This window comes from Streptomyces sp. NPDC055815 (assembly GCF_053616475.1).
Genome location: NZ_JBSHDU010000022.1, coordinates 86,334 through 108,785 on the forward strand (window position 1 = coordinate 86,334; position 22,452 = coordinate 108,785).

A 22,452-nucleotide genomic window follows, 5' to 3' on the forward strand; every position below is an offset into this window, starting at 1 on the left:
GGGGGAACGTCTCACTCTGAGCTCCTTGGAAGACGACCGAGAGCCTCGGCCGTTGAGGAATCGGGCGGATCGGGGACGAGCCGTCCGGTGGGGGACCGATGAAGTGATGCGCAATCAACTTCCGCTGAGGGCATGCGTGTTACGCGCATGATCTCTGCGTGAGAACGCTCAGAAGAGTGCCATGGTTGCGTTAACATGTCATTACGTCAGAGTGAGTTGGCTGGTATCGCGCCCTCAGATGTCCCGTACGTCAGCGGATGTCACAGGACAGGGCGTCGGCTCCGTGCGCAGGAAGACCGGCTTTCAGCCGTCTGCCGTGTCAGCGGTCGTGGGGAGACGACCGCGGGCTGTCCGTGGGGGATTCCTTCGCCTTGCGGCGGCTCTTGAGGACGCCGAGGACCACCGGGACCAACGACAGCAGGACGATCGCGATCAGGATGATCTCGACGTGGGCCCTGACGAAGCCGATCCGGCCGAGCCAGTAGCCGGCGAGCGTGACGCCCGCGCCCCAGCCGACGGCGCCGATCACGTTGTACGTGAGGAACGTGCGGTACCTCATGCGCCCGGCACCCGCCACGATCGGCGCGAACGTCCGCACGATCGGCACGAAACGGGCCAGGACGATCGCCTTCGGCCCGTACTTCTCGAGGAACTCGTGCGCCCTGTCCAGGTTCTCCCGCCTGAAGAACCTGGAGTCCGGCCGGTTGAAGAGCCTGGGCCCGAAGAACGTGCCGAGCGCGTACCCCACCTGGTCGCCGAGCACGGCCGCCACCACAAGGAGGACGATCACCAGCCACAGCGGCTGGTGGATGTACCGGCCATCGGCCACGAGCAGGCCTGCGGTGAAGAGCAGCGAGTCGCCGGGGAGGAAGGCGAAGAGCCCCGACTCGGCGAAGACGATGACCAGGATGCCGATCAGACCGAAGGTCGAGATCCAGTAGTCGGGCGACCACCAGTCGGAGACCCCGGTCGCGAGCGTCGTCATGAGCACGGTGCCGGTGCTCAGTGCGTGCCGGACGTGGCGTCCTGGGATGCGCGTGCCGGCACAGGGGCCTCCAAGGGGGCGGCGATCGGGCAACCCCCGGCGCGGGGGCGCGGGGGCATGGGTCCTGTCCCTTCTTCCCGCACCGGACGTCGAGCGTGACCGAAGGACACGGCTTGTCGTCCGACCGGACGGCACCGCGCTCCCCGATCGAGTGAAGGCGACGGCCCGGCCCCGTACCCCTGTGAGGTCAGGGCGTTCGATCCGGCCGGGAACGCCGTGGGGACGTCGGCGCCGGTGACCTGCTGTCCGCTCGCCCGGGGTCCGTCCGCGGCCGCCCTGGCGACCGGGCCGTGCGCAGGCGGTGCACCGCTATCGGGGTGACGAGCAGCAGGGGTACGGCCACGCCGACGAGCGCCCAGTAGCCGCGGGACGGGTCCGGCCGGGCGGCCGGTCGGCCGGGGCTGTTCCCGCTCTCCTCGTACGCGGCGGTCGCGGGCACTCCGCGGAGGTCGCGCAGCACCTGCAGGAAGCGGTCGCCGTGGTCGCGGGAGGGCTCGACATGGGTGTTCTCGGAGAACTCGTTCCAGCTGATCAGCCCGATGGCGTCCGGCGAGGAGCGCAACGCGGCCGCGTACGCGGCGGCCAGCGTGGCACCGTCGCGGCGGGGGACCGGCCTGGTGCCGCCGACGAGCTGCGCGTCGAAGCCGGGCGCGCACGGGGCGAGCCAGATCTTGTTCTCGGCGTGCACGGCCCGTGCCATGTCCTGGAGCTTCTCGGCGTACCCGGGGGTGGTCTCGGGGTCGGCGGAGGACCAGTAGTAGGCGTCGCCGTCGGTGACGTCGGCGATCCGCCGGTAGCCGTCGACGTTCTTCTCGCTGGCCAGCACCCGCAGGTCGCCGCGGACGGCGGAGGTGACGGTCGCGACCTCGGCGTGGGAGTAGCGCCAGGTCCCGCTCCAGACGGTCAGCGGGCGGCCGCCGACGCGCAGCAGGGCGGGGCTGTCGGCGAACTGGTCCCGGAAGTACCGGAAGTCGGCGGCGACCCGGTCGACGGGCAGCGGGCGGCGGTGGAAGTCGAGGCTCTGGTAGATCAGGGCGAGCTTGAAGTTCCTGGCCTCGGCGGCGTCGACGAGCTTGCGCAGCCGCCGGTCGTTCACGGTGCCGTGCTTCCAGCCGACGAGGAACCCGTCGATCCCCGCGGACTTGGCCTCGGTGATCTGGCGGTCGATGACCTGGGTGTCGTCGCTCGAGTACGGGCCCGCGAGCGGCAGGTCCGTCTTGGCCCGCTGCCAGGAGCCGGGGCTGAACCACTGGTAGTAGTAGGCGAGCAGCGGCGGACGGGAGACCTCGCCGGCCGGGGACGCGACGGCGGGCCGGGGGTCCGGCGATGCGGCACCGAGGCCCGGCCAGCACAGGAGGAGTGCGGCGAGGAGGGCCCAGAGCCGCCGCGTCATCGGTACGCCGCCCCGTGGCACGGCGTGCGGGGCGCCTTCTCCGCTCCCTCCGGCTGCCCGGGCTCTTCCGCCGGTACGGGCTCACGCGGCGCGGCGGCGCCCCGCACGGTGCCGGGGGCCGGGCCCGCGGCGGTGCGGCGGGTCCGGCGCCTCAGCCGGATCACGACCGGGATCCCGAGGAGCAGCAGGCCGGCACCGGCGAGGACGAGGACGTCGGTCCGGCTGATGACGGTCACGTCGGCCGTGACCGCCTGGGACAGCTGGATCTCGCGCGGGTTCGCGCTGCCGCCGGGCGCCTTGACCTCGACGGTGTACCGGCCGCGCGGCAGGTGCGTCAGGACGGCGGTGTGGTCCGGTCCGAGCGGGACGGTCGTGGCGTGCCCGGCGGGGTCGGTGACGGTGGCCTTGTCGCCCGTCGCGGAGCCGAACAGCGCGTCGTGGGCGGTGACCGTCAGGTCGTGGAAGGCGCCGGTGAACGTCAGGTGCCGGTCGGGGCCGGGCCGGAAGCCCTGCCGTCCGGCGTCGGCGAGCTGGACGCCGTCGTAGACGAGGCTCCGCAGGGTGTAGTCGACCGGAACGGGCGTCAGTCCGCTGTTGCGGAAGACGGGCACGACGCCGTTCAGCCAGGTGGTCCCGGACACCGACAGATCGGTGACGCGCGCGTCGGAGCCCCTGACCTTCACCGCCGAGACCCGGGACGGGTCCAGGGGCACGCCGTGCTGGTCGGTGAAGGCGACGGTCACCGGGTACTGCACGGTGAACCCGGCCGTGACCGTGTAGTCGGCGCGCAGCGGCAGCCCGTCGACGCTGCTCCTGAACGCCTGTTGCGGGTCGCGCTGCCCCGCCCAGCGGGTGAAGCGGTAGCGGGCGTCCGGGGTGTCGACGGAGGTGTCGAGCAGCTGCAGCGACCGGCGGTCCGCGGTCCGGGCGCCGGTGTACGAGACGGTGCCGTCGGCGCCCGTGACGAGGGACTGGCCGCCGAAGACCAGCCGTACGCCCGGCACCGCCGGGACCGTGCGGAAGGTGACGGTGACGGTCGAGGCGGCACGGTGCGGGCCGGTGGCGCCGACGGCGGGGTGGGCGGCGGCGGCCGGCCCGGCGAAGGCGAGGAGCAGTGCCGTCAGGAGGGCGAGGAGCGCGAGCGCGTGGCGGCGCGCGGCACGGCGGTTCACGGCCGGCTCCTCTCCGGCGCACGGGCCGGTGCCGACGGGCCGGACGGAGCGGACGGAGCGGACGGAACCGACGGGCCGGACTGCGCCGCCTCGTCGCGCGGAGCCGACAGGTCGGACGCCGGCGACGCCGGTCGGTCGGCCGGAGCCGCCGGGGCCGTGGCGCGTCTGCGGGCGGTCAGCAGGGCCGTGCCCGCGACGAGCAGGGCGGCTGTGCCGAGGACGCCGCCGTAGACCGCGTACACGATCGTGGCGTTCACCGGCCGCACGACGGGCCGCGAGGAGGGGACGGCGAGGACCTCGGGGGGTCGTGGCGCGGCGGAGAAGTCGAAGGCGGCGGCGAGGCTCGCGGCGGTGGTGTCGCGTCCGCCGAGCGGTGCCAGGTTCCAGTTGTCCTCGATGAACCGCAGCGCGGACGCGGAGTCGAGGACCCGGTGGTCGATGTGCCCGGCCGGCGCGTAGGCGCTGATCAGGAGGGCCGGGACGCGCAGGCCGCGCGGCCCGTCGGCGGCGGCGGGCGGGGCCACGTGGTCGTACCAGCCACCGGAGCCGTCGTGGCTCCACAGCAGCGCGGAGCTGTCCCAGTAGGGGCTGAGGGCGAGCTGCGTGGCCAGCGAGCGGATGAGGTTCTGGCCGGGCGGGATGGCCCGCGCCGAGCGCTCGGAGGAGCCGGAGCTGGCGATGTAGGCGACCGACGGCAGGGTGCCGTTGTCGAGGTCGCGGTAGTACTGGTCCAGGTCCACGATGTGGGAGGCGAGGGCGGGGTCGTCGACGAAGCGGGCCTGGCCGAGGAGCGGGGCGCGTACCGGCTGGGTGGCGCCGGGTGCGTGGTAGTTCTCCGCGGGCCGGTAGTTCTCGATGTAGAACTTCCAGCTGACCCCGGCCTGTTGGAGCCGGTCGAAGATCGTGGCGCGGCCGCCTGCCGACGGGGCGGCGCCCGAGACCCAGTAGGAGCGTTCGGTGGCGGTGCCGTAGGGCACGGAGGCGAAGAACCTGTCGAAGAGCACGTAGCGGTCGGCGGCGGCCCAGTCGAAGGGCACGTCGCGGGCGTCGTAGTGGCCCATGACGGTCGTGCCGTCCCTGCCCTGCCGGGTGTACGCGGACACGAAGCCGTCCATGCGCCCGCCGTTGATCTGCTCGGCGATGATGCCGCGGCTCGGGGCGAGCGGGGCGGGGGCCTTGGCGTGCAGGGGGTAGGGCCGTACGCAGTCGGAGGCGGGGCCGTGGGCGGTGCGCGGCTGGCAGGTGCCGGCGGGAATGCCGTCGGCTTCGGGGTAGGTGCCGAAGTAGTTGTCGAAGGTCCGGGGGCCCTGCATCACGTAGATGAAGTGCTGGACGGGGGTGGCCGCGCGGTGTTCGGCGGCGGCCCCGCGGCCCGGGCCGGGTTCGGGTTCGGCACCGGTCGCGGTCGCCGCCGTGGTGGGGCCGAGCAGCAGTGCCGCGCCGGCCAGCGCGGTCAGCAGACGGACGGTCAGCGGCTTCATGGCACACGCACCTGGTAGATGACGATGACCGGAGTGGGCGTCGGGTCGGTGGAGGACGCGGGAACCCGCACGGCGGAGGTGTAGACGGCCCTGCCGTGGTACTTGTCGACCAGCTGCCGGATCTTCTCGCCGTAGAAGGGGGCGCGCCGGGCGGTGTAGGAGTCCCAGACGACGTACTGGAACTCGCCGTCGCGCAGTGCGCGGTCGGGGTTGGGCACCGGCGTGTACGAGGGGTTGCGGTAGAGCCGGTTGACGCTCACCGACAGGGCCGAGACGGGTTTGCCCCCGTAGAACTGGAGCACGTTCGCGACGGAGGGGCCGCCGGCGAGGAGCCGGGCCCCGCCGGGCACGTGGTCGCGCACCCACTGGCCCGCCTCGCGGCCGCCGGCGAGGCCGCCGGAACCGGCGAGGAACGAGCCCGTCGGGGTGGCGGTGATCCGGCCGGCCGCGGGGAGGGCGAGGGACAGCGCGACGGCGAGCGAGACGAGGACGGCGCCGGCGGCGGACAGCAGGCGGGGCGACACCCGCAGCCGGCCGGCCCGCGGATGGAGTCCGGCGAGGGCGCCGAGGGTGCGGCCGGCGAGCGCGGCGAGCGGCGGCGCGATCGGCAGCAGGTACGGGAAGCCCTTGACGGGCCACAGGGTGAAGAACAGCACGGGGGCGGCGATCCAGCACAGCAGCAGTGCCTCGCGCCAGCCGTTGCGGCGGCGCAGCCAGACGAGGCCGATGACGGCGGCCGCGAGGACGGCCCAGCCGAGGACCTGCGGCAGCGTGGTGGCGTAGAAGCCCATCGGGTGGTTGGCCCGGCGGAACAGCTGCCACTGCAGGTAGTGCTGGCCGGTGGCGGTGCGGCCCGAGATCCACATCGCGAGCGGGAAGGCGACGACGACGAGGGCGAGGAGGCCGGTGGCGAGCACGGCGTGCCGCCACCGTATCCGTACCGAGCGGCTGAGGACGAAGAACACGTACAGGCCGCAGACGAGCACGAGCGCCGTCTCCTTGGAGAGCGCGGCGGCCCCGAGCGCCGCCGCGGCTCCGAGCAGCCAGGGGAGCCCGTCGCGGTCGGCCTGCACGTACCGGACGACGCAGTAGAGCGCCACCGTCGCGCACAGCGTCATCAGCCCGTCGAGCAGCACCTGACGGGTCACCACGACGTGGTACGGCATGACGGCGAGCAGCAGCGCGGCGGCGAGCCCCGCGCCCCGGCCGTACAGCCTCCTGGCAAGGAGATAGGTGACGCCGACGGTCACGACGCCGACGCCGGCGGCGACCGCGCGGGCCGTGAACTCGTCGGTGCCGCCGCGCAGGAAGAGCGACAGGAAGCCGGTGAACAGTACGGGGTGGGCGCGGAAGACGGGGAACACCGGCTGCATGGCCGGGTCGCCGGCCAGGGAGGCGGCGGTGCCGGTGTAGACGGCCTCGTCACTGTTGAAGCCGATCTGGGTGAGCTGCCAGAACCGCAGGAAGGCGGCCAGGGCGAGGACGGCGGTCAGCGGCAGGACGCCGCGGATCATCCGGTCGGCGGAGGGGCGCCGGCGCGGGCGGCCGGTGCGGGGGGCCGGGGGGTACGGGGTGCCGGTCCGCGCGTCGGTGTCGGCGGGGGAGTACGTGGAACGGCTCATGGCGTCCTCCCACCGGCCTCGGTCGTACGGGAGGAGCGGGAGTCGGCCGGCACGGCGCCGGAGAGGGGCAGGACGGGGGAGCGCACGGGCTGCGGCGCTTCGGTCTCCGCCGTCTCCGGCTCCCAGTGCGGCCACGGATGCCCGTAGGCCCGGCGGGCCGGGCGGCCGTTGATCGCGGGCCGGTCCGGGGCGAGGAGCCGGGGTATCTCGTCGGCCCAGCCGAAGCGGTCGGAGGCAAGCACGCGGGTGCGGACGCCGGAGAGGAAGCCGGACAGGACGTCCCGTTCGCGGCTGCGCAGCCGGGCGTGGTCGAGCCCGTCGACGGTGATGGCGGGCGCGAAGTACCGGAAGGGCGGGAAGCCGTACGCGTCCTCGGTGTTGACGAGCAGCCGGCTCACGGTCTCGTCGTGGCCGAGATCGCTCAGGCGGGGCTCGCCGCGCTCGATGACGAACAGTTCGGTCACCTTGACCGCGCTGCTCAGCCGGCAGTCCACGAGCCGGTCGACGGCGTACTTCGGCGGCGGCACGAGGATCTGGGTGACCGCGTTGATGCCCATGATGGGGAGGTTGTGGCGGGCGAGGGTGAAGGCGAAGGAGCGGCCTTCCTTGGAGTGCAGGCGGCTCTGCCGCTGCAGCCGGTGCCACTCGCGCGGGGTCAGGTCGTCGGAGCGTACGGCGTGCAGGGTGTGCGCGCTGATGGTGAGCGGCTTGGGGAAGCACAGGGCGTTGCCGGTGGCGTCGACGACGGTCATGTCGTCGGACAGGAACCGCCCTTCGTGTTCGCTCAGCAGCCGCAGCACCGTGGACGTCTTGCCGGTGTCGGTGAGCGCGGAGAGCATCACGCCGGTGCCGCCGAGCTCGACGCACGCGGAGTGCAGCAGCATCCGGCCGCGGGCGACCAGCACGAAGCGCAGCAGCGCCTCCAGGACGTTCGTGTAGACGACGTGCGGGGAGCGGGCGAGCAGCGGGCTGACGAGGACGTCGATGGGGTGGCCGATGTCGACGCGGAAGTTGGCGCCGAGCCGGCCGAGCTGTTCCTCGTACTGCACGGTGGTGGGCTGCGGTGCGCCGCGGCCCGGGATCTCGGTCATGACGGCGCGGTGGCGCGGGAACCGGCGGCCCACGTCGCCGACGCGGACGGTGATGTCGCAGGAGTCGGGCGGCACCCACTGGGCGCGGAAGAACTCCAGCTCGGGCAGCCGGATCTGGGAGCCGATGGTGACGGTGCCGGCGATGTCGTAGCGGTACGTCAGGTACCTGGGCCGCTTGGGGTGGGCCGGGCCGGCCTCGGGGGCCGGGGCCGGGGGCGGCGTGGCGGTGCCGATTTCCGGGGAGCCGGGGACGGCGGCGCCCGGGGCGACGAGCACGCGAACGGGGTCGCGGCGGGCTCCGTCGTCGCGGCGGCCGCGGTAGATGAGCAGGTCGCTGAAGAGGAACCGGGCCACGAAGAGCACCACGAGGCTGAGGACGTTGGCGGTGAGCAGCCCGACCCCGGCGAGGACCAGCGCCTGCAGGAGGGGCAGCCGGCCGAGCAGCAGGAGGTTGTTCAGGGCGAGGAAGGCGATGCCGCGGACGAGGGCCGCCCGCCGGCCGCCGTCCCCGCCGCCGCGGTAGACGAGCGTCTCCAGGAGGGCCCAGTTCCACAGGGACGACACCTGGGTGGCGAGGGTGGCGCCGAGCAGCTCATGGAGCCCGGCGACGGTGTGGAAGAACCAGAGGGCGGCGGTGTTGACGGCGATGCCGCTGAGGCCGACGAGTCCGAAGGCGAGGAACCGCGCGGTGGTGCCGAGGCCGGGCCGGCCGGGCGCCGCGTCGCGGCCGGTGTCGCCGCGGCGCCCCCGGCCGGGCTCGGGCCGGCGCAGCCGGGCGAGGTGCCGCAGGAAGCGCAGCCCTTCGCGCAGCGAGGCCTTGGACGTGCCGGCCGCGCGCGGCGCGAACTGATAGGCGACCTCGGCGACGCGGGCGCCCGGGTGCCGGACGAGCAGTTCGAGGAGCACCTTGAAGCCGAGGGGGCTGAGCCGGTCCGGGTCGATCGCGGCGGTACGGAAGGCGAAGAGCCCGCTCATGGGGTCGCTGACGCCCGCGAGACGGTGCGGGAAGACCACCTTGGCGAGCACCGTGCTGCCGCGCGACACGAGCCGGCGGGCCGGGCCGTCGAGCCCGTCGCCGGTCGATCCGGACCCGGCGTAGCGGGTGCCGACGACGATGTCGACGCCGTGTCCGAGGGCCGTACGGGCGAGTGCGGCGGCGGCCTGGGGCGGGTGCTGGAGGTCGGCGTCCATGACGAGGGCCCACTCGCCCCGGGCATGGCGTGCGCCCGCGAGGACGGCACCCGCCAGGCCGCCCTCCCGGGCGCCGCTCTCCCGGTGGATCATGCGGACCGGCAGCCGGCAGGCCGGGGCGTGCCGCGCGGCCGTCGCCGGGGTGTCGTCGTCGCTGTCGTCGACGAAGAGGATCTCGACGGGCAGCTCGTCGAAGGCCGGTTCCAGGGCGTTCAGCAGCAGCGGGACGGATTCGCGCTCGTCGCGCGTCGGGATGACGAGGGTCAGCCGGGGACGGGAGCGTGGCTGCGGGTCGTTCAGCTCGGAGCACGCGGTGCGGGGGATGCGGTTGCCGTCCATGTCAGCGGCCTCCAGCGGAGGACGGTGCAGACGCGCTGTCGCCGTACGTCTACGTTTTAAACATACATATTGCGCCGCCTTGTCATGCCTGTCAATAAATGTCCACTTATGGTGTAAATATATGCCTTCAAGGCGTTCGGATATAGTCGGTACCAGTCGCAGCGCGACATCGAGCCGGAGGCACCCCATGGGCAGCAGCCCCCAGCCGGACCGCCGGAAGGTGGACATCGGCCACAGCACGGAGCGCCGCCGCGGCCGGCGCCGGCTGAGCCGTGAGCGCGTGCTCGCCGCCGCGCTCGACGTCGTCGACCACGAGGGCCTGTCCGCGCTGAGCATGCGGCGGGTCGCCGCCGAACTCGACGTCGAGGCGATGGCGCTCTACCGCTACGCCCCGAGCAAGGACGCGCTCCTCGACGGGCTCGTCGAGCAGCTCTACATCGAGCTGCACGCGGACCTCGACCGCGAGGAGCCCGCACCCCTCGGCCGGTCGCCCGACCTGCCCGCATGGCGCGCCGAACTCCTCCGCGGCGCCTGCGCCCTGTACCGGGTCTCCCTCGCCCACCCGCACGTCGTGCCGCTCCTCGCCACCCGGCTCCTCGCCGTCCCGCTGGCCCGCCGCCCCCTCGCCGTCCTGAAGGCCCACGAGCGGGTCCTCGTCCTCCTCGGACGCGCCGGGCTCGACGAACAGGGCGTGGTCACCGCTTACCGGGCGGTCACCGCCTGGGTGCTCGGCTACATCTTCAGCGACCTGCGGGCCGTGGTCGACAACCCCGACGAGCCCGATCCGGCGTTCCGCCTGGGCCTGCACCTGCTGCCGGCCCACGAGCTTCCCCGGCTGCGTGCGACCGTGCCCTCCCTGGCGGAGAAGGGTGGCTACCAGGAGCTGACGGCCGGCCTCGACGCGCTGCTCGACCGCATCCTCGCCTCGGTCGCTCCGCGCACGGACGAGGCGCCGGACCCGGCATAGGCGGCCGGATACCCCCTCCCCGTATGATGGGCGGGTGGAATCCGAGGTCGAGAGGCGCCCGAGGGCGGCGACGTGGTGGAGCCGTCCCGTGCTCGCCGCCGTGCTGCTAGTCGGCCTCGTGCTGATGCACGTCCTCGGCCACCCCGGCGAACGGACGGCGGCCGCGCACGCGTCAGGCGGGTCCGTGTCCGCGGCGGCGGAGGAGCACCTCGGGGCCCACGCCGACGATGCGAGTCCCCGCGCCGGAGCCCACGGCTCCCAGGTGACGCAGCGTGCGGGGGCCCACGCCTTCCCGGCGGAGCAGCGCCCCGGAGCCCACGCCTTCCACGCGACGCAGCGCGCCGGATCCCATCCCGGCCGTGCGGAGTCGCCCGCGCCCGTGCACGGCGTCGGTGTCGCGGCCGTCTGCCTTGCCGTGCTCGGCGCCGGCGTCGGTCTCCTGTTGTCCGTCCGCCGCGCGCTCGTGCGCCGCCGCAGAGAAGCCGGCACGCCGTCGGCCGGGCGGATCGCCCACGCCCTGTGGGCGATCCCGCCGCCCGCCTCACCCGGATCCCTCCTGACCAGGCTCTCCCTGTTGCGCATATAGGCGGACCGCCCGCTCCACGCACCGAGCGGAAAGCCGCCCTGCACACGCGACGACCACGTCAAGAGGTTCCACAGTCATGTCCCGACCCACCCGTCGTACCGTCCTCGGTGCCGGCCTCGCCGCCGCCGGCACCGGTCTGCTCACCGCCTGTTCCGGTTCCATGAACGGCATGGACCATTCCTCCAGCGCGGGAGGCACGGCGCCCGGCGCCGACTACCTCGCCCCGGACAGCAAGGAGGTCGGCGCGGCCGAGGCCCTCCGCAACCCCGGCCCGGAGCGCAGGTTCACGCTCACGGCCGTCGAGACCCCGCTCGACCTCGGCGGCGGACGGACCGTCCGCTCCTGGGCGTACGGAGACGACCTCCCGGGCAAGGAGATCCGGGTCACCGCGGGCGACACGCTCGCCCTCACCCTCGCCAACCACCTTCCCGAGGCCACCAGCGTCCACTGGCACGGACTCGCGCTGCGCAACGACATGGACGGCGTCCCGGGCCTCACTCAGCGCGACATCAGGCCGGGCGCCTCCTTCGAGCACCGCTTCGCCGTCTCCCACCCCGGCACGTACTGGTTCCACCCCCATTCCGGCGTCCAGCAGGACCGCGGCCTGTACGCCCCGCTGATCGTGGAGGACCCCAAGGAGCCCCTGGCGTACGACAAGGAGTGGGTGATCGTCCTCGACGACTGGGTCGACGGTGTCGACGGCTCCACCCCGGACGCCGTGCTCGCCGAGCTGAGCAAGGGCATGGGCGGCATGGACCACGGCGGATCCGGCTCTCGATCGGGCTCCGGATCCGGCTCTGGATCGGGCTCCGGCTCCGGTGGCATGGAGGGTCACGACATGTCGAGCATGTCGACGACCACGAGGAGGTCACCGTCGCCGAAACCGGCCGGCCCCTCGCGCATGCTGATGGGCGCCACGAGCGAGCTGCTCGGCGGTGACGCCGGGGACGTCGGCTACCCGTACTACCTCGTCAACGGCCGTACGCCCGACCAGCCGCAGACCTTCACGGCCAAGCCCGGTGACCGGATCAGGCTCCGCGTCATCAACGCCGGCGGCGACACCGCCTTCCGGGTCGCCCTCGGCGGCCACGAACTCACCGTCACGCACGCCGACGGCTTCCCCGTCGCGCACGCGAAGGCCGACGCGCTCCTGCTCGGCATGGGCGAGCGCCTCGACGCCCTCGTCACCGTCAAGAACGGGGTCTTCCCGCTCACCGCGCTCGCCGAGGGCAAGAACCGCACCGCCCTCGCCGTCCTCCGTACCGGCGGCGGATCGGCGCCCACCGCCTCCGTACGCCCGAAGGAGCTGGACGGAAAGGTCGTCCACGGCGGGCAGCTGAAGGCCGCCGAGGCCGTACGGCTCGCACCGGGCCGTCCGGACCGGACGATCGAGTGCGAACTCACGGGCTCGATGACGGCGTACGACTGGGCCATCAACGGCAAGAAGTACGACCCCGTGCAGCGCTACCCGGTCCGCTCCGGCGAGCGGGTCCGGCTGTCCTTCGTGAACCGCACGACGATGTGGCATCCCATGCACCTGCACGGCCACACGTACGCGCTCGCGGACGGCGGCGCGCGCAAGGACACCTCGATCGTGCTGCCGGGCCGGCGGCTCGACGTCGACTTCGACGCCGACAACCCCGGCCTGTGGATGATCCACTGCCACAACGTCTACCACGCGGAATCCGGGATGATGACGGTGCTCGGCTACCTGAGGTAGAACGCCCGCGCCCCCTGCTCGTGCGGCCACCGTCCATGCCGACGGCTCGCTTTGTGTGGCGTGACCACATGCCCCCTGGTCTGTCCGCCCACCTACCGTGGGCGGACCCGGTGCCAGGACGGGCAGTGGGGGGACGCGCCACGGGCGCACGAGCGGGGGAGGGCGCGACATGGCCGACAGACGGAGTCCGGGGCGCCGGTGGCGGCAGCGTGCAGCCCGTGTCCTGGCCGTGGTGGGGGTCGTCGCGGCCGCCGTGGTGGCGGCGCCCGCCGCCGCGAGCGGCGCGACGCCTCCCCCGTACCTCACCCTGGAGGCGAGCTACGGGGCCGGGACGGTCGGCAACGGCTGGGAGCGGGTCGAGCGCTATCTCGACACGACCACCGGATTCCGCACCGAGGGCTTCCCGGCCGACGGCCGCGGCGACCAGGACGGCAAGCGCGTCACGTACTTCGGCGGCGTCTCCCGGCCCTCCTCCGGCCGGTTCCTGCTCTACTCGGCCCCCGGCTGGAACACCGGCAGCCGCACCACCCCCGTCCTCCTCGTGCACGGGGCGAACGACACGGCGGACCGGGCCTGGGCCAACCCCGGCGAATCGGGCGGCTACGGCTGTGGCGCCGCCTCCTGCCCGTCCACCGGCCTCATGCAGTACCTCTCGGAGCGGGGCCACCGCGTCTTCGCCGTCGGCTTCGCGCACAAGCAGGGCGACAACCTGATGCAGGCGCAGATCGTCGGCGACGCGATCGCCGTCATCAAGGCGAAGCTGGGCGTCACCTCGGTGGACCTGGTCGGGTGGAGCAAGGGCCAGATGTCGACCCGCGCGTACGTGTCCTCCCTGAAGCCCGCCTGGGGACGGGCCTACGCCGGTGACGTCCGCCGCCTGATCACCCTCGGCGGCCCGAACGGCGGCTACGACTACCCGTACGCCCACGGCTGGGCCCACGACTTCTCCATCTGGCCGGAGTGCGGAGGGAAGGTCAACGCACCCTCCCCGCACTCCCACATGACCTGCTACGGCCTCTACACCGCCCACCCCGAGTTCTCGATGACCCCGGCCGGCGGCCAGGACAACTACCCCGGGCAGCGCCAGATGCTGGCCCGCTGGGACGGGGTGTACGGAGTCGACGGCGCCGCCCAGGACTGGTACACGACCTACTACGGCGGCCAGGGCTTCTACACCGCGGGCACCGGTATCCAGGCGGCCATCGACGCCGGATCGCTGATCGCCCCGCTGCACGGCGCCGGCGTGCCGGCCTCCGTCACCACCTATCTGCTGGCCGGCGGCTCCGCCGACATCGTCGGCATCTTCAACGAGAACCGCGGCCCCAGCGACGGCGTCGTCTTCATCTCCAGCGCCCTCGACACCACCGGCATCCCCACCGTCGGCGGCAAGGCCACCATCGCCTCGGCCAACCACCTCGAACTGGGCTGGCACAGCACGGCCGCCGCCCAGGTCGCCACCTGGCTCTCCTGATCCACACGCGACTGCTTCCCCCGCGACTGATCCCCCCCCGCGACTGATCCCCCCGCGACTGATCCACACCCGACTGATCCACACGCGACTGATCCCCGCGACCGATCCACACGCGACCGATCCCGCACGCGACAAGGACCTCGACGACATGACCCCGCTCCGCACCCGCCGTGTCACCACCGGCCGGCTGACCCAGCAGATCACCGAGGCCAGGACCGAGGGCGAAGCCGTCGTCTTCGTCCACGGCAACGTCTCCTCCTCCGCGTTCTGGCACTCCACCCTCACCACGCTGCCGGACCGCTACCGCCCCCTCGCCGTCGACCTGCGCGGCTTCGGCGGCACCGACCCGCTGCCCGTCGACGCCACCCGCGGCCTGCGGGACTACGCCGACGACCTCGGCGAGCTGCTCACGGCCCTCGGCATCGACCGGGCCCACCTGGTCGGCTGGTCCATGGGCGGCGGCGTGGTCATGCAGTTCCTGCGCGACCATCCGGCCGCCGTGCGCTCCCTCACCCTGGTCAGCCCGGTCTCCCCGTACGGCTTCGGCGGCACGCACGGAGTGGACGGCACGCTCAACTCCCCGGACGGGGCCGGATCGGGCGGCGGCTCGGCCAACCCGGAGTTCGTCCGGCTGCTCGCCGAGGGCGACCGCGGCCAGGACTCCCAGGTCTCGCCGCGCACCGTCCTGACGACCTGCTACGTCAAGCCGCCGTTCCACACCGAGTACGAGGACGCGTACGTCGAGTCCATGCTCGCGACCCGCCTCGGCGACGACCACTATCCGGGCGACAGCAAGCCGTCCACGGCCTGGCCCGGCTTCGCGCCCGGCACGCGGGGCGTCCTCAACTGCATGGCCCCGAACCACTTCCGCGTCGACGACCTGCACCTCGTCGACCCCAAGCCGCCGGTCCTGTGGATCCGGGGCGAGGACGACATCATCGTCTCCGACACCTCCCTGTTCGACCTGGCGCACCTGGGCGCCATCGGCGCGGTCCCCGGATGGGAGGGCGTCCCGGCGCAGCCGATGCTGGCGCAGACGCGGCACGTCCTGGACCGGTACGCCGCCGCCGGCGGGAGCGTGCGGGAGGTCGCCGTGGCGGACGCCGGGCACGCCGTCCACCTCGAACGCCCCGAGGAGTTCGGCAAGGCACTCCTGGAGGTCCTGTCGGCATGACGGTCTGCCGTACGCGGCAGGGGGAGGTCCGCGGCCGGACCTCCCCCGACGGGGTGACCTCCTTCCTCGGCATCCCGTACGCCGCCCCGCCCTTCGGCGCGCGACGCTTCCGGGCGCCCGCCCCGCCGGAGCCCTGGACGGGCGTGCGCGAGGCCACCGCCCATGGGCCGACGGCGCCGCACGCCCCCTACGCGCCGCCCTTCGACGCCCTGATCCCGGAGAACGACATCCCGGGTGAGGACTGTCTGAACCTCGGCGTCTGGACCCCGGCCCCGGAGCCGGGCGCGGGCCTCCCCGTGATGGTGTGGCTGCACGGCGGGGCGTTCAGCAACGGCTCCGGCTCGGCGTCCGGATACGACGGAGGCGCCTTCGCCCGTGACGGCGTCGTCTGCGTCACGCTCAACTACCGCCTGGGCGCCGACGGCTTCCTGAGCCTCCCGGGCCGCCCCGACAACCGGGGCCTGCTCGACCAGATCGCCGCACTCCGCTGGATCCGCGACAACATCGCCTCCTTCGGCGGCGACCCGGACCGGGTGACCGTCTTCGGCGAGTCGGCGGGCGCGATGAGCATCGGCGCACTCCTGACCACCGAGGCGGCCCGGGGGCTCTTCCACCGGGCGATCCTGCAGAGCGGCGCCTGCCACCACTTCCTGCGCCCGCCGTCGGCCGCGCTGATCGCGGCCCGCCTGGCGGAGAAACTGGGGATCAAGGACGCGACCCCCGAAGCCTTCGCGTCCGTCCCCCGGAAGGAACTCCTCCCGGCCCAGGCCGAGTTGCGTGCGGACGTGGCCGCCGACCCGGACCCGGCGCGCTGGGGCGAGGCCGTCCTCAACATGATGCCCTTCGAGCCGGTGCGGGCCGGGCTCGCCCTCCCCGGCGCGGACTGCGAGGTCGACCTCCTCGTCGGCAGCAACCGCGAGGAGTACCGGCTGTTCCTGGTCCCCACGGAGCGCCTCCACGTCTTCCCCGAGCCCAAGCTCCGTGCCATGACCGCGGCCTACGGGCTCGACCCCGACGAGGCCCTCCCCGTCTACCGGGCCGGCCGCCCGGACGCCACGCCCGGCGAGCTCCTCGACGCGGTGGCCACGGACTGGTTCTACCGGATCCCCGCCATCCGCCTCGCCGAGTCCGTGCCCGGCTCGTACCTCTATGAATTCGCCTGGCGCTCCCCGCGGTTCGACGGTGCCCTCGGCGCCTGCCACGCCCTGGAGCTGCCCTTCGTCTTCGACCGCCTCCACGACCCCTCGTACGCGCCCCTGCTCGGCGCCGACCCGCCCCAGGCCCTCGCGGACGCGATGCACGGGGCGTGGGTCCGCTTCGCGAAGACGGGCAGTCCGGGCTGGAAGGCGTACGACACGGTGGACCGCACGACGATGACCTTCGGCGCCGCACCCGAGCCCGTCCCCGACCCGCGAGCGGGGGAGCGGCTCCTCTGGGAGGGGGTGCGCTGAGGGGCCCTCACCGTGCGAGGAAACGCCGCAGTCCGTCCCGTACGCCGTCCGTGGGCACGGTGGCGGCGAAGCAGGCCGCCTCGACGGCGAGGCCCTCGTCGACGGGCAGGTTGATGCCGCGGGTGACCGCGCGCAGGCAGGCCGCCACGGCCGTCGGCGCGTGCCGGACGATGCGCGCGGCCAAGTCGTGGGCCGCGCCGAGGAGTTCGTCGGCCGGTACGACGTCCGTGCGGTCTACGCGATGCCGACCGTGCACAACCCGCTCGGCTGGGTCCTGGACCGGGAGCAGCGCGAGCGGCTCGTCGCCGTCGCCCGGTCGCGGGACTGCCTGATCGTCGAGGACGGCACCTACGCGTTCCTCGACGCCTCGCCGCCCCCGCCGGTCCAGGCCCTCGCGCCCGAACGCACCTGTTACGTCGCCGGTCTGTCGAAGAACGTGGCGCCCGGACTGCGGTTCGGCTTCGCCGTACTGCCCGGCCCGCATGTGGAAGGGGTCACCCGGAGCCTTCGCGGGGCGGCCTGGGGAGCCCCGGGGCTCGTCACGGCGCTCGCCACCGGCTGGCTCTCCGACGGCACCGTGACGCGCCTGGAGCGCGAGCGCCGCGAGGACGCGGCCGCCCGGCAGGGCAACCGCGCGGTCGGGGCGCTGGTGGGGCTCCAGGCCCGAGCCACCGGTCCCGTTGCCGGACGGGTCCGTCGACGCCGTCGTGACCGGCAACGCCCTGCGGACGAGCGTGCCGCACGTCCGGCGACGGTGAGTCCTCGGAGGTCGCGCCATGTCGGCCGTCCGTATGCAGGAGTTGAGTGACCGGATTCCGGAAACGTTGGCCTGAATGCCTCGACGGAACGGCTCCCGATCATGGAAACTGTCGTCAACGGCCCTTCAAGTGGGCCCAGTTCGACAAGATCTGACAATTGCGGGGGGAATCATGGCAACACTTGCTCTTCGTCGGTCGGCGCGCATAGCGGGCGCGATGGCCGGAGCGGCGCTCATCGTCGGCGCCACGACCGGTGTCTCGAACGCGGCCACGACGCCGCCTCCGGGGGCCAGCGCGTTCACCGGCGCCGCGAACTTCGGGGTGACCACGAGCACGCACCCCGACACCGTCGGCTGTAACGGCTACAAGGTGGTCGGCTCGGGGACCGTCACCGGCAACCGGATCGTCGGCACCGGCACCTGGTCGCAGACCGAGGACGCGTGCACCGCGACCGTCCCCGGCCAGTGGGACATCAACGGCAAGGTGACGGTCACCCAGACCGACGGCTCGCACCTGTACTTCACCTACCACCTCAGCGCGCCGCTGACCTCGGACACCATGGTCTACCCGTCCGGCACGTTCACGATCACCGGCGGCGACGGCAGCTTCGACGAGGCCGTCGGCAGCGGCAAGATGAACGCCACGGTCAACCTGCTCGACAAGGCCCACGTCGCCGCTGCCCTGGACGGCTCCATGGGCTTCCGCTGGCAGATCTGATCCAGCACACCAGGGCGCGTGGGGCGCCCTCGGGGCCGGCTTCGACACCGTCGAGGCCGGCCCCGCCTCTTCGTCCGCGACGCGCGTGTCGAACGTCTCGACGGAGGGTCCCCGATCGGGGAAGCTGTCCCCCAACAGCCCTTCTACAGGCCGTAGTTGGGCATGAGCTGACACGTTCGGGGGAGAACATGGCAAGAGTTGCCCGTCACTGGTCCGCACGCATCGCGGGTGTCGTCGCCGGAGCGCTGCTGATCACCGGCGGAACGGCAGGCGTCACCGTCGCCGCCCAGGCCGGCCCCTCGGCGACCGCCGCCGAGACCTACCTTCCCACCGTCGAGATCACCAGCAACTTCGCGGTGGTCGCCACCCCGCATCCCGACACCGTGGGCTGCAACGGCTACAACGTGACCGGCACGGGGACCTCCACCGGCCGGCCGGTCACCACCGCCACCTGGGCACAGAAGGAAGTGGTGTGCACCGCGACCATCCCCGGCAAGTACGACATCAAGGGGACGGCGACGATGACACAGCCTAACGGTGACCGGCTCAACATCAGCTACGCGCTCACCGCGCCGCTGACCTCGGACACCATGGTCTACCCCACCGGCACCTTCAAGATCATCGGCGGCTCCGGCAACTACGAGTTCGCGGCCGGCAGCGGCAAGATGAGCGCCCGCGTCAACCTCCTGGACCACGAGCACGTGAGCAGCTCCCTGATCGGAGAGATCCAGTACCTCGGCTGATCCCGCCCTGTCCACCGCGCACTTCCGAGGGGCCGCACCATGAAGAGCACGATGCAGGACCGCGAACTGCTGGTCCGTGACATCCTCGCGCACGGGCAACGCGTGTACGGGGAGAGCCGGGTGGTCCGATGTTCCGACGGGCCGACCGCACGCTCCTTACAGACCTTCGCCGACATCGCCCGTCAGGCCGAACAGCTCGCCGCCGCACTCGCCCGGCTGGGCGTCCAACTCGGCGAACGGGTCGCCACGCTGGCCTGGAACACGCCCGAACACCTCGTCGCCTACCTCGCCGTGCCCAGCATGGGCGCGGTGCTCCACACCCTCAACCTCCGCCTCCATCCCGACCAGTTGGGCTACATCGTCGAGCACGCCGAGGATTCCGTCATCCTCGTCGACGCGACCCTCCTGGACATGCTCGGACCCCTGCGGGACCGGCTGGGCGGCGTACGGCACGTCGTCGTCATCGGCGACGCGCCCGACCCGGACCTCCCCGCGCACATCGCCGTCCACCGCTGGGACGAGCTCCTCGCGGCCGAACGCCCTGGCTTCGACTGGCCCGACCTGGACGAACGGGAAGCGGCGGCGCTCTGCTACACGACCGGCACCACCGGCGACCCCAAGGGCGTCGCCTACAGCCACCGCTCCATCACCCTGCACACGCTCGGGGTCTCCGCCGGCGCCGGATTCGCGATGCACGACGGCGACCGCGTCCTGCCGATCGTCCCCATGTTCCACGCCAACGCCTGGGGCTGGCCGTACGCCGCCTGGCTGGCCGGCTCCGACCTGATCATGAACGGCCGGCAGCTGCACACCCCCGACCTCGCCCGGATCATCAACGAGGAGCGGCCCACCGCGGTCGCCGCGATCTGCACGATCTGGAACAGCCTGGTCCACCACGGCGAACAGCACCCGCTCGACCTGAGCGCCGTACGGCTCGCCGGCTGCGGCGGCGCGACCCCGCCGCGCGCCCTGCTCAAGGCCCTCAAGGACCGCTACGGGGTCCGCCTCAAGCAGGGCTGGGGACTGACCGAGACCAGCCCCCTCGCCACCTTCGCCGTCCCCCCGTACGACACACCCGACGAGGACGAGGTCGACTGGCTGGCCAAGAGCGGCCGCGTGATGCCCTTCGTCGAGGTGCGCCTGATCGCGGAGGACGGCAGCGAACAGCCCTGGGACGGCTCCTCGGTGGGCGAACTCGAACTCCGCGGACCCTGGGTCACCGGCTCGTACTTCCACACCGAGGACTCCCCGGAGAAGTTCCACGACGGCTGGCTCCGCACCGGCGACCTGGGCGTGATCGAACCGGGCGGCTGGGTCGTGGTCAGCGACCGGCTCAAGGACGGCATCAAGAGCGGCGGCGAGTGGATCTCCACCATCGAGCTGGAGAACGCGATCATCGAGCACCCCGCCGTCCTGGAGGCCGTCGTGGTCGGCGTACCCGACCCGACCTGGGAGGAACGCCCCCTGGCCTGCGTCTCCTTGGTGCCCGGCACCGGGGCCGACGGGGACGAGCTGCGGAAGTTCCTGACCGGACGCGTGGCGAAATGGTGGATCCCGGAGCGGTGGTCCTTCGTGGACGCCGTACCCAAGACCAGCGTCGGCAAGTACGACAAGCGGGCCGTGCGCGCCCTGTACGGGGACGGGAAGCTGGACGTCTGGACACCGGGCCGGCCCGGGGCGGCCAGGGACTGAGAACGGAAAGCGGCGCCCCGGACACCCGGGGCGCCGCCTCCCGTCCGTGTTTCAGGCCGCCGTCAGCCGCTCGGCCTCCGCCAGCAGCTCCCGCTGCTCCTCGGGGCCGAGACCCAGCTCCCGTACCCACCGGAGGGTCAGGACCAGGCGCGCCTGCATCGTCCCCTCCGGGTCCGGGTCCGGGTCCGGGTGCGGGTGCGGGTCCGGGTGCGCACCCTCCCGCGCCGCCGTGTCCGCGTCCAGGCCGTCGGTGATCAGCCGGGCGAGGGCCGCGGGATCGAAGTCCTCCGCGCCGGCCTCCAGGGAGCCGAGGAACTCCGCGACGTGTCCGTCGATCTCCTCGGCCATCGCGCCCTGCGGGAAGCGCCGCCGGGCCGCGAGCCCGAACGCGGCGCCGACCGCCCGCCCGTACCGCGCCCCGGCGGGGTCGAGGGCCGCGGACTTCTGCGCGAACCCGATGAAGTCGAACGCCAACAGGGCGCCCAGGACGTCGAGTTCGGTCGTGGTGGCGGTGGTCATGACGGCTCACCTTCTGCCCTGGGAGCGGCGGTCGTGGTGGTCGGGGCGGCGGCCGTGATCGCCGCCACCGCGCGTTCGGCGTCCCGGCCGACGAAGCCGATCAGCGCCGAGCCGCGGGTACGCATCCGGTAGAGCCCCAGATAGTGGCTGCCGGGCAGCACCCCGGAGCCCTCGGTGTGCCGGGGCTGCCCGTCCTCGTCCAGCATCCGCGGGTCGAGCCAGCTCCAGTCGGTGCGGTAGCCGGTCGCCCAGATCACCGCGGACGGCTTCACGCGCTCGCCGTCCGCGACGAGCAGCTCCGCGCCGTCGGCGCCGGTGATCCGGCCCACCGTGCGCATCCGGCCCGCCGCGACCAGCTCGGGCACCCGGTCGCCGACGATCGGGTCCGGTGCCTGCATGTTCACCGGCAGGCTCATCACACCGAGGACGCTCATCCACCAGAACATGTCCCGGCCGACGACCGTCTGCGGCAGCGGCGGCGAGACGGCCTCGCTGCAGCTGAGCACGACGCTGTGCGTCTCGGACAGCTCTGCGGCGATCTGCCGGCCCGAGTTGCCGTCACCGACGACCACCACCGTCCCCGGCGGCACCTGCCCGGCGTCCCGGTACTCGCTGGTGTGCAGCGTCGGCACGTCCGGGCTCAGCCCGGCCGCGAAGTCCGGCACCCGCGCCGCGCCGAACGCGCCGGTCGCGATCACGACCTGACCGGCCCGGCACTCGCCTTGCGCGGTCGTCACCAGATAGCCGTCCCCGTCCCCGCGCAGCGACAGCACGCGGTGGCCGGTAAGGACCGGGAGCTCGAACTGCTCGGCGTACTCCCGCAGATACGCCACCACCTCGTCCTTGCCGGGGTAGTGCGCGCCCTCGCCGGGGAAAGGCAGGCCGGGCAGGCCGGAGAACTGCGCGGACGTGAACAGCTTCAGTGAGTCCCAGCGCCGCGCCCAGGTCTCGCCGACCTCGCTCCCCGCGTCGAGCACCACACACGCGATCCCGGCCTGCCGCAGGTGGTACGCGGCGGCGAGGCCGGACTGGCCCGCGCCGATGACGGCGACCGGCACGGTCGCCGGCAGCGCGCCCGTCGGCCGCCTCGTCGGGTCGGCCTGATCTCTTCCCATACCGAATGTCCTCACTTCGTGGACCTGGAGCCCGCGGAACCGCGAGACCGGCCCGGGGTGGTTCGACCGGACCGGGCGGAACCGGTCCGGGGCGGACCGGGCGGAACCGGTCCGGGGCGGACCGGCTGGAGACCGGTCCGGGGTGGTGCGTGGACCGGCCGGGGCCCCCCGGGGGCGGCCCCGGCGGGTGGGTTAACCCCCCGGC

Annotated in this window: 18 protein-coding genes and 1 pseudogene; 10 read left to right on the forward strand and 9 right to left on the reverse strand. The window is 73.2% G+C overall.

Features of this window, described 5'->3' with window-relative positions:
- Positions 1-343: 343 nt before the first annotated feature.
- The 6 genes and pseudogenes from ACWGN5_RS16685 to ACWGN5_RS16710 form a co-directional block, all read right to left on the reverse strand.
- Positions 344-985, reverse strand: a pseudogene (locus ACWGN5_RS16685) (DedA family protein); the annotation flags it as partial.
- Between the two features lie 247 nt (positions 986-1,232).
- The gene (locus ACWGN5_RS16690; RefSeq protein ID WP_453515550.1) at positions 1,233-2,438 is read right to left on the reverse strand and encodes an endo-1,3-alpha-glucanase family glycosylhydrolase; all 1,206 of its coding nucleotides are present in this window, start codon (positions 2,436-2,438) and stop codon (positions 1,233-1,235) included.
- Positions 2,435-3,610, reverse strand: coding sequence for a hypothetical protein (locus tag ACWGN5_RS16695; protein WP_453515552.1), 1,176 nt, complete (start codon positions 3,608-3,610; stop codon positions 2,435-2,437). Before ACWGN5_RS16695 ends, ACWGN5_RS16690 begins: the two co-directional genes overlap by 4 nt.
- Positions 3,607-5,091: an alkaline phosphatase family protein gene (locus tag ACWGN5_RS16700; RefSeq protein WP_453515554.1), complete on the reverse strand. Its 1,485-nt coding sequence runs from the start codon at positions 5,089-5,091 to the stop codon at positions 3,607-3,609. The genes ACWGN5_RS16695 and ACWGN5_RS16700 overlap by 4 nt, the downstream gene beginning before the upstream one ends.
- The gene (locus tag ACWGN5_RS16705) at positions 5,088-6,713 is read right to left on the reverse strand and encodes an ArnT family glycosyltransferase (protein WP_453515556.1); all 1,626 of its coding nucleotides are present in this window, start codon (positions 6,711-6,713) and stop codon (positions 5,088-5,090) included. Before ACWGN5_RS16705 ends, ACWGN5_RS16700 begins: the two co-directional genes overlap by 4 nt.
- A complete protein-coding gene (locus ACWGN5_RS16710; protein WP_453515557.1) occupies positions 6,710-9,334 on the reverse strand; it encodes a glycosyltransferase in 2,625 nt (874 codons plus the stop codon). The genes ACWGN5_RS16705 and ACWGN5_RS16710 overlap by 4 nt, the downstream gene beginning before the upstream one ends.
- Before the next feature lie 187 nt (positions 9,335-9,521).
- On the opposite strand from ACWGN5_RS16710, the gene ACWGN5_RS16715 reads away from it, so the two are divergent.
- The 6 genes from ACWGN5_RS16715 (at position 9,522) to ACWGN5_RS16740 (ending at position 16,703) form a co-directional block, all read left to right on the forward strand.
- Positions 9,522-10,301 carry a TetR/AcrR family transcriptional regulator gene (locus ACWGN5_RS16715; RefSeq protein ID WP_453515559.1) on the forward strand — a complete coding sequence of 260 codons (780 nt, stop codon included), beginning with the start codon at positions 9,522-9,524 and terminating at the stop codon, positions 10,299-10,301.
- A gap of 34 nt (positions 10,302-10,335) precedes the next feature.
- The gene (locus tag ACWGN5_RS16720) at positions 10,336-10,887 is read left to right on the forward strand and encodes a hypothetical protein (protein ID WP_453515561.1); all 552 of its coding nucleotides are present in this window, start codon (positions 10,336-10,338) and stop codon (positions 10,885-10,887) included.
- A gap of 76 nt (positions 10,888-10,963) precedes the next feature.
- Positions 10,964-12,607: a multicopper oxidase family protein gene (locus ACWGN5_RS16725; protein WP_453515563.1), complete on the forward strand. Its 1,644-nt coding sequence runs from the start codon at positions 10,964-10,966 to the stop codon at positions 12,605-12,607.
- Positions 12,608-12,776: 169 nt separating this feature from the next.
- Positions 12,777-14,078, forward strand: coding sequence for an esterase/lipase family protein (locus ACWGN5_RS16730; RefSeq protein ID WP_453515566.1), 1,302 nt, complete (start codon positions 12,777-12,779; stop codon positions 14,076-14,078).
- Positions 14,079-14,226: 148 nt separating this feature from the next.
- Positions 14,227-15,252, forward strand: coding sequence for an alpha/beta hydrolase (locus ACWGN5_RS16735; RefSeq protein ID WP_453515567.1), 1,026 nt, complete (start codon positions 14,227-14,229; stop codon positions 15,250-15,252).
- Positions 15,249-16,703 (forward strand): carboxylesterase/lipase family protein, encoded by a 1,455-nt coding sequence (locus ACWGN5_RS16740; RefSeq protein ID WP_453515570.1) that lies wholly within the window; start codon positions 15,249-15,251, stop codon positions 16,701-16,703. The genes ACWGN5_RS16735 and ACWGN5_RS16740 overlap by 4 nt, the downstream gene beginning before the upstream one ends.
- A 7-nt stretch (positions 16,704-16,710) precedes the next feature.
- Here the strand turns inward: ACWGN5_RS16740 and ACWGN5_RS16745 are convergent, their stop codons facing one another.
- Positions 16,711-16,887, reverse strand: a complete 177-nt coding sequence (locus tag ACWGN5_RS16745; RefSeq protein ID WP_453515571.1) for a hypothetical protein — start codon at positions 16,885-16,887, stop codon at positions 16,711-16,713.
- Here ACWGN5_RS16745 and ACWGN5_RS16750 point away from each other — a divergent pair.
- From ACWGN5_RS16750 to ACWGN5_RS16765, 4 genes are all read left to right on the forward strand, one after another.
- A complete protein-coding gene (locus tag ACWGN5_RS16750) occupies positions 16,864-17,511 on the forward strand; it encodes an aminotransferase class I/II-fold pyridoxal phosphate-dependent enzyme (protein WP_453515573.1) in 648 nt (215 codons plus the stop codon). The genes ACWGN5_RS16745 and ACWGN5_RS16750 overlap by 24 nt on opposite strands.
- Positions 17,512-17,632: 121 nt before the next feature.
- Positions 17,633-18,178 carry a hypothetical protein gene (locus ACWGN5_RS16755; RefSeq protein WP_453515576.1) on the forward strand — a complete coding sequence of 182 codons (546 nt, stop codon included), beginning with the start codon at positions 17,633-17,635 and terminating at the stop codon, positions 18,176-18,178.
- A 188-nt stretch (positions 18,179-18,366) separates the two neighbouring features.
- On the forward strand, positions 18,367-18,921 hold the full coding sequence (locus ACWGN5_RS16760; RefSeq protein ID WP_453515579.1) for a hypothetical protein: 555 nt from the start codon (positions 18,367-18,369) through the stop codon (positions 18,919-18,921).
- Between the two features lie 39 nt (positions 18,922-18,960).
- Complete coding sequence (locus tag ACWGN5_RS16765) at positions 18,961-20,613, forward strand: long-chain fatty acid--CoA ligase (protein ID WP_453515581.1); 1,653 nt, start codon at positions 18,961-18,963, stop codon at positions 20,611-20,613.
- Between the two features lie 51 nt (positions 20,614-20,664).
- Here ACWGN5_RS16765 and ACWGN5_RS16770 read toward each other — a convergent pair whose 3' ends face one another.
- Both ACWGN5_RS16770 and ACWGN5_RS16775 read right to left on the reverse strand, forming a co-directional pair.
- A complete protein-coding gene (locus ACWGN5_RS16770) occupies positions 20,665-21,132 on the reverse strand; it encodes a hypothetical protein (RefSeq protein WP_453515582.1) in 468 nt (155 codons plus the stop codon).
- Positions 21,129-22,247 carry a flavin-containing monooxygenase gene (locus ACWGN5_RS16775; protein ID WP_453515585.1) on the reverse strand — a complete coding sequence of 373 codons (1,119 nt, stop codon included), beginning with the start codon at positions 22,245-22,247 and terminating at the stop codon, positions 21,129-21,131. Before ACWGN5_RS16775 ends, ACWGN5_RS16770 begins: the two co-directional genes overlap by 4 nt.
- Positions 22,248-22,452 lie beyond the last annotated feature (205 nt).